At 69.8% G+C, this 5,271-nt stretch carries 7 protein-coding genes and 1 pseudogene; 4 read left to right on the plus strand and 4 right to left on the minus strand.

What is annotated here, in order from left to right:
* Positions 1-581: VOC family protein (locus GJ632_RS19115; RefSeq protein ID WP_197428093.1), on the minus strand; the 581-nt coding region annotated here is incomplete at its 3' end.
* 233 nt (positions 582-814) lie between these two features.
* Between GJ632_RS19115 and GJ632_RS19120 the strand changes: the two genes are divergently transcribed.
* The 3 genes from GJ632_RS19120 (at position 815) to GJ632_RS19125 (ending at position 3,559) form a co-directional block, all read left to right on the plus strand.
* Positions 815-1,795, plus strand: coding sequence for a zinc-dependent metalloprotease (locus GJ632_RS19120; RefSeq protein ID WP_191453763.1), 981 nt, complete (start codon positions 815-817; stop codon positions 1,793-1,795).
* Positions 1,796-1,937: 142 nt separating this feature from the next.
* Positions 1,938-2,381: a histidine kinase N-terminal 7TM domain-containing protein gene (locus tag GJ632_RS25620; protein ID WP_197428094.1), complete on the plus strand. Its 444-nt coding sequence runs from the start codon at positions 1,938-1,940 to the stop codon at positions 2,379-2,381.
* A complete protein-coding gene (locus tag GJ632_RS19125) occupies positions 2,324-3,559 on the plus strand; it encodes an ATP-binding protein (protein ID WP_343161265.1) in 1,236 nt (411 codons plus the stop codon). The genes GJ632_RS25620 and GJ632_RS19125 overlap by 58 nt, the downstream gene beginning before the upstream one ends.
* A gap of 36 nt (positions 3,560-3,595) precedes the next feature.
* Here GJ632_RS19125 and GJ632_RS19130 read toward each other — a convergent pair whose 3' ends face one another.
* Both GJ632_RS19130 and GJ632_RS25625 read right to left on the minus strand, forming a co-directional pair.
* Positions 3,596-3,832, minus strand: a complete 237-nt coding sequence (locus GJ632_RS19130) for a hypothetical protein (RefSeq protein WP_191453764.1) — start codon at positions 3,830-3,832, stop codon at positions 3,596-3,598.
* Positions 3,833-3,983: 151 nt separating this feature from the next.
* Positions 3,984-4,247, minus strand: a pseudogene (locus GJ632_RS25625) (nuclear transport factor 2 family protein); the annotation flags it as partial.
* 132 nt (positions 4,248-4,379) lie between these two features.
* Between GJ632_RS25625 and GJ632_RS19140 the strand changes: the two are divergent.
* Positions 4,380-4,775 carry a DoxX family protein gene (locus GJ632_RS19140; protein ID WP_191453765.1) on the plus strand — a complete coding sequence of 132 codons (396 nt, stop codon included), beginning with the start codon at positions 4,380-4,382 and terminating at the stop codon, positions 4,773-4,775.
* Between the two features lie 66 nt (positions 4,776-4,841).
* Here GJ632_RS19140 and GJ632_RS19145 read toward each other — a convergent pair.
* A partial coding sequence (locus GJ632_RS19145; protein WP_191453766.1) for a hypothetical protein occupies positions 4,842-5,271 on the minus strand: 430 nt, incomplete at its 5' end.

Here is a 5,271-nt window from a genome sequence, read left to right on the forward strand (position 1 = left end):
GCGCGTCGCGGCGTCCGCGACGCGGCCACGGAGTCGACCGACTGCGAGCGACCGGACGGCGGAGCCGAGTCCGACGGCGAGGACGACGGCCGCCGTCCCGGCGAGCGGCGAGTCCGCGAGGTCGGCGTTCGGCGTCCGTCCGGTGACGACCGGGGCGTCCGGTCGGCGATGGTGAAGGGGAGGCGTTCGTCGCCCGCGGGCCCCTCGAAGCACATGTCCCACTCCACGCGCGTGCCGTCGGGGCGGGTCCGCGACGCCTCGTGCGGCCCGTCGACGCGAATCCCGCGGTCGATGGCCGTCTTCGCCGCCGCGGCGACGGAGGGAACCTCCACGCACCACCCCGCCGGACCGGCGTCGGCGGCGAGGTGCGCGGGCCAGAAGCCGGCGTCTTCGGGGTCGGCGTCGGCCGTCGGGGCGACGAACTCCAGGTAGGACCCGTCCGGGAGACCGAGGACGGCCATGTGCGTCGTCCCGGTTCCGTGCGGGCCGCCGTACTCGGAGGCGAGACCGACGTCCGCCGCCGCCGCGCGCAGGTGGTCGAGGTCGGTGCCACCGAACGCGACGTGGTCGAGGGTGAGCATGCGTACACGTCGGCGCGGACCGACATAAACGACCGCCGCCCTTTCGACGGCGTGCGGTCGTCGTCCCCGTCGTCTCGTCCGTCACGTCGGCTTCCCCTTCGCGCCGCCGCCGCGGGCGAATCGAGCGACTGCGGCCGACCGGACGCGCGCCGCGGGACTGGTCGACACCACGGAACGGGGGCCGGTCGGCATCCCGGAACAAGGGTTTTGTCCGCGCGCCTCCACCACGACGTATGGATATCTTCCGTAGCGTCCACGCGGTCGCGACCGCTTCGGGCGACGGTCAGGGCACCGGCGCCATCGACTGGGACGCCGTCGCCGACGCCGCGAAGAACGTGACCGACCCCGGCGACCTCACCCTCTCCGCCGAGGACCGCGAGGGGTACGCGACGGACGTGCGCGACGCCCGCCGTCGCCTCAAGTCGGTGGGCGACGTGGAGTTCGACCTCCCCGAGGCCGTCGAGGTACAGAACCGTCACCACTGGATCGACGCGAACATCCGGACGTTCGAACGCGTCATGCGCCCCATCGAGGAACGCGGGCGCGTCCCACTCCCGGGCGTCACGCGCGTCGTCAACACCGGCACCATGGCGTTCATGCTGTCGTTCCTCGGGAAGAACGTCCTCGGCCAGTACGACCCCCTCCTCCTCGCCGAGAGCGACGACGACCACGGCCTCTACTTCGTCCACCCGAACATCGTCGAGGCCGCCGACTCCCTCGACGTCGACTTCCCCCGTTTCCGTCGGTGGATCGCCTTCCACGAAGTCGCCCACGCCGCCGAGTTCGGCGCCGCGCCGTGGCTCTCGGGACACCTCGAACACCGGATGCAGGACGGACTGGACGCCCTCGCCGACGGCGAGTTCGACCGCGAGGCGTTCTCCGACCTCGACACCGCGATGACGGCCGTCGAGGGCTACGCGGAACTGCTCATGGACCGCGCGTTCGACGAGGAGTATGCCGACCTCCGCGCGAAACTGGACGCCCGTCGGAGCGGTGGCGGCCCCGTCGCCCGCCTCGTCCGGCGTCTCCTCGGCCTCGGCGTCAAGCGCCGACAGTACGAACGCGGCGCGGAGTTCTTCGAGACGGTCGCCGACGAACGCGGCGTTGCCGCCGCGTCCGTGGTGTGGGAGCGACCGGAGAACCTCCCGACCGACGAGGAGATACAGAACCCCTGGAAGTGGATCGCGCGCGTGAATCCCGAGTCACGGCTGTAATCCGGTCACCAGACCGTCGCGCCGAACCGACCGCACTCGTCCCGTCGAGTTCGACGAGCGCGGCCAGGAGACATCAACTGATTGAACGGACACGGAATGTTTAATCTCGCGACCCCATAAACTAACGGTACGCGATAACTGAATGAACCTCTCACTCTGGGGATACGTCGGGGTCTTTGCCGCCGTGTCCGTCGTCTGCTTCGGCAGCCTGCGGCACCGAAGGCGCATCGAGGACCCGGACACGCGGCGGGGACTGACGGCCCTATTGGCGCTGAGCGGTGCGTGGGCGGCCGTCCACGTGGGATACCTCGTGGCACCGTCCCCGACACTCCAGTACGCCTTCTTCACGGCGGGGCTGGTGGCCGGGTTGGCGGCCGTCGGCCCGTGGCTCTACTTCTGCTCTGCGTACACGGGTCGAACGCACCACCGGAACACGACGATACGGCGCGTCTCCGTCGCCACCTTCCTGGTCGTCGTCGCGGTGAAACTGACGAACCCGCTCCACACTGGTACTTCACGGCGGAGGTGGTGTCGGAACCGTTCTCTCACCTGGCGATTCACCACGAACCGCTCCACTGGGTCGTGATGGCGTTCGCGTACGCGCTCTCGTTCGTCGGCGTGTTCGTGCTCTTCGAACTGTTCGCGCAGGTGGACTTCGACACGAAGCCGCTGTTCGGCATCGTCGCACTCACCGGCCTGCCCGTCGTCTTCGACATCGTCACCCCGTTGCGGACGACGCTACCGGACGTCACTTACTCCGCGCTGGGCGTCGCCGCCTTCGCCCTCGGCGTCTTCTACCTCCACTTCGACCAGTTCCAGACCGTCCAGTTGGCCGGCGAAGTCGACGACCCCATCGTCGTCCTCGACGACGAGGGCCGCGTCCACGACTTCAACCAGAGCGCGCGGGACCTGTTCCCCGCGCTGTCGGGGTCGGTCGGGGAGGCGTTCGAGACGCTCCTCCCGGACGTCGCCGCCGCCGTCGCGTCCCCGGACGCCGTCGTCTCCGTCGGGCGGAACGGGCGGACCGAGTACTACAGCGTCTCCGAGAACCCGTTCTCGGCCGACCGGTCGCGAATCGGCCGTTCGATAACGCTGACCGACGTGACCGAGAAACGGCGACACGAGCGAGAACTGGAGCGGACGAACGAGCGTCTCGAACGGTTCGCCAGCACCGTCTCGCACGACCTGCGGAACCCGCTCAACGTCGCGCAGGGTCGGCTGGCGCTACACCGGGAAGCTCACGACGACGAGCACCTCGCCACGGTGAGCAACGCGCTCGACCGGATGGAGCGGCTCATCGAGGAGATACTGACGCTCTCGCGGCAGGGGCGGGCGATTTCGGAGACGGAGACGGTGGTGCTCTCGGCCGTCGTCGACGACTGCTGGGAGGTCGTCGACACGGGCGAGGCGGCGGTGCACGTCGAGAGCGACCGCTCGCTCGCGGCGGACGCCGACCGACTCCAGCAACTGCTGGAGAACCTGTTTCGCAACGCCATCGAACACGCAGGCCCCGACGTGACGATTCGCGTGGGGTCGCTCGAGGAGGGAACCGGGTTCTACGTCGCGGACGACGGCCCCGGCATCCCGGCGGACGACTGCGAGGCGGTGTTCGAGTCGGGCTACTCGACCGCCCGAGACGGCACCGGGTTCGGGCTGGCAATCGTGAAGGAGATAGCCGACGCGCACGGCTGGGATATCCGCGCGACGGCGGGCACCGACGGCGGTGCCCGATTCGAGGTGTCGGGCGTCGAGCCCGCCGACTGACGGCGCTCGGCCGGGTTTGCGCCGGAGGCTCCCGACTCAGCGACGTCCGCGGTTCGTCGTCGCCAGGAACTCCGACCACCAGCGGTCGAGGAAGTAGAGGAGGGCGCCCCCGAGGACGAGTCCGCCGCCGAACCCGGCCCCGATGTAGAGCGGCGTCCCGCCCGCCTGCAGGGCGACGAGTCCGCCCGAGGCGGCGACGAGGAGGACGAACCCGACTTTGAGTCGCGTGCTCGCGGCCGTTCGCTCCTCGTCGGACATGCTCGGTCCGACCATCAGTCCCGCTCCCCGTCGTGGGCGACGCTGACGTGCATCCCGAGGAACACCCACTCGTCGGTCTCGGGGTCGCGTCCGGGTCGTCGTCGGTCGGCCGGCGTTCGAGCGTCCCGCTCCACCGCGTATCGAAGTCGCGGTCGGCGTCGCTCTCGGTGTCGGTCCACGCCATCCGCACGTCGTCGGAGAAGGCGGCGTGCTTCTCGCGTTCGACGACGCGTAGCGCGTCGCTCTCGACGGTCCAGTCCGTCGTCGTCCGCGTCTGTTCGCGGAGCCCCTCGGCCACGTCGTCGTAGCCGACGAGCGTCTCCCCGACGCCGAACTTCACGACGTCGGCTTCCTCGGCAAAGTACGGGTAGAGCGGTTCTCCCCGGCGAAGCGCCTCGTAGTAGTCCTCGACGGTCGCCCGTGCGCTCATAGCTGTCTCGTCGGCACGGAGGGATTTGAAAACACGGTTTGTGTGGGGGCAGTCGCGTCCGGAGCGACTCGATCGGTCGCCCCCGGTCTACTCGTCACGTACGCTTATGTGGTCGCCGGACGGTGCTGCGGTATGGCGAACGACACCGACGAGACGGACGGTGCGTCGACGACCCCGTCGAGACTCGGTCGCTTGTTGTTCGGACTCGGACTCGCACTTCAGGCGTCCGAGGACTTCCGCGACATGGACGGACAGATATCGTACGCCGAGTCCGCGGGCGTGCCGCTTCCCGACTTGGCGGTGCCGTTCGGCTCCGGGATGATGGCCGCGGGGGGACTCGGCGTCGCCCTGTGGCGGTTCCCCCGAGTCGCCACGGGTGCCGTCGTCACGTTCCTCGCGGTGGTGACGCCGACGATGCACGACTTCTGGAACGAGGAGGGCGACGCCAGCGGCGAGCGTCTGGCCTTCTTCGGTAACCTCGCGATGTTCGGCGCCGCGCTGGCGTTCCTCCGCGAGGCGTACCGCTGAGGCGCCGCCCCCGGCGACGCGTCGTTCCGCCCGCCGGACGGACGCTCACCGCCGCGAGTCGACCCGTCACTGAAAGCCGCGGCCGACCGCGTCCTCGTCGATGAGGTCCTCCAAGTCGTCGGTCAACAGGTCGTCGGCGTCGGCGAACTCCTCGGTCAGGTCGTCCAACCGGTCGGGTCGGCCGTCGAACTCGTACTCCATCGGGCCGAAGGCGGGGCTGTCGATGGCGTCCATCACGTCGGTGAACAGGTCCTCGGGCGTCGTCGGCGCCTCCGCGTGGACCTTCACCGTCTCCTCCAGACGGCGGGCCATCGACTCCGCGTGGTCCTCGTCCTCCGGCGGCGACTGGACGGCGAACCGGCCGCCGTCGGCGTCGCGACGCGGCAGGAGGGGTTCGATGTCGTCGTCGATGCGCCGGGCGACTCTGGAGCCGACGCCGCGCACTTCGAGGGGGTTCTTCGCGTACGTCTTCAGTTCGTAGACGCCGGCGTCGGGG

Source organism: Halogeometricum sp. CBA1124 (assembly GCF_009741955.1).
Lineage (GTDB): Archaea > Halobacteriota > Halobacteria > Halobacteriales > Haloferacaceae > Halogeometricum > Halogeometricum rufum.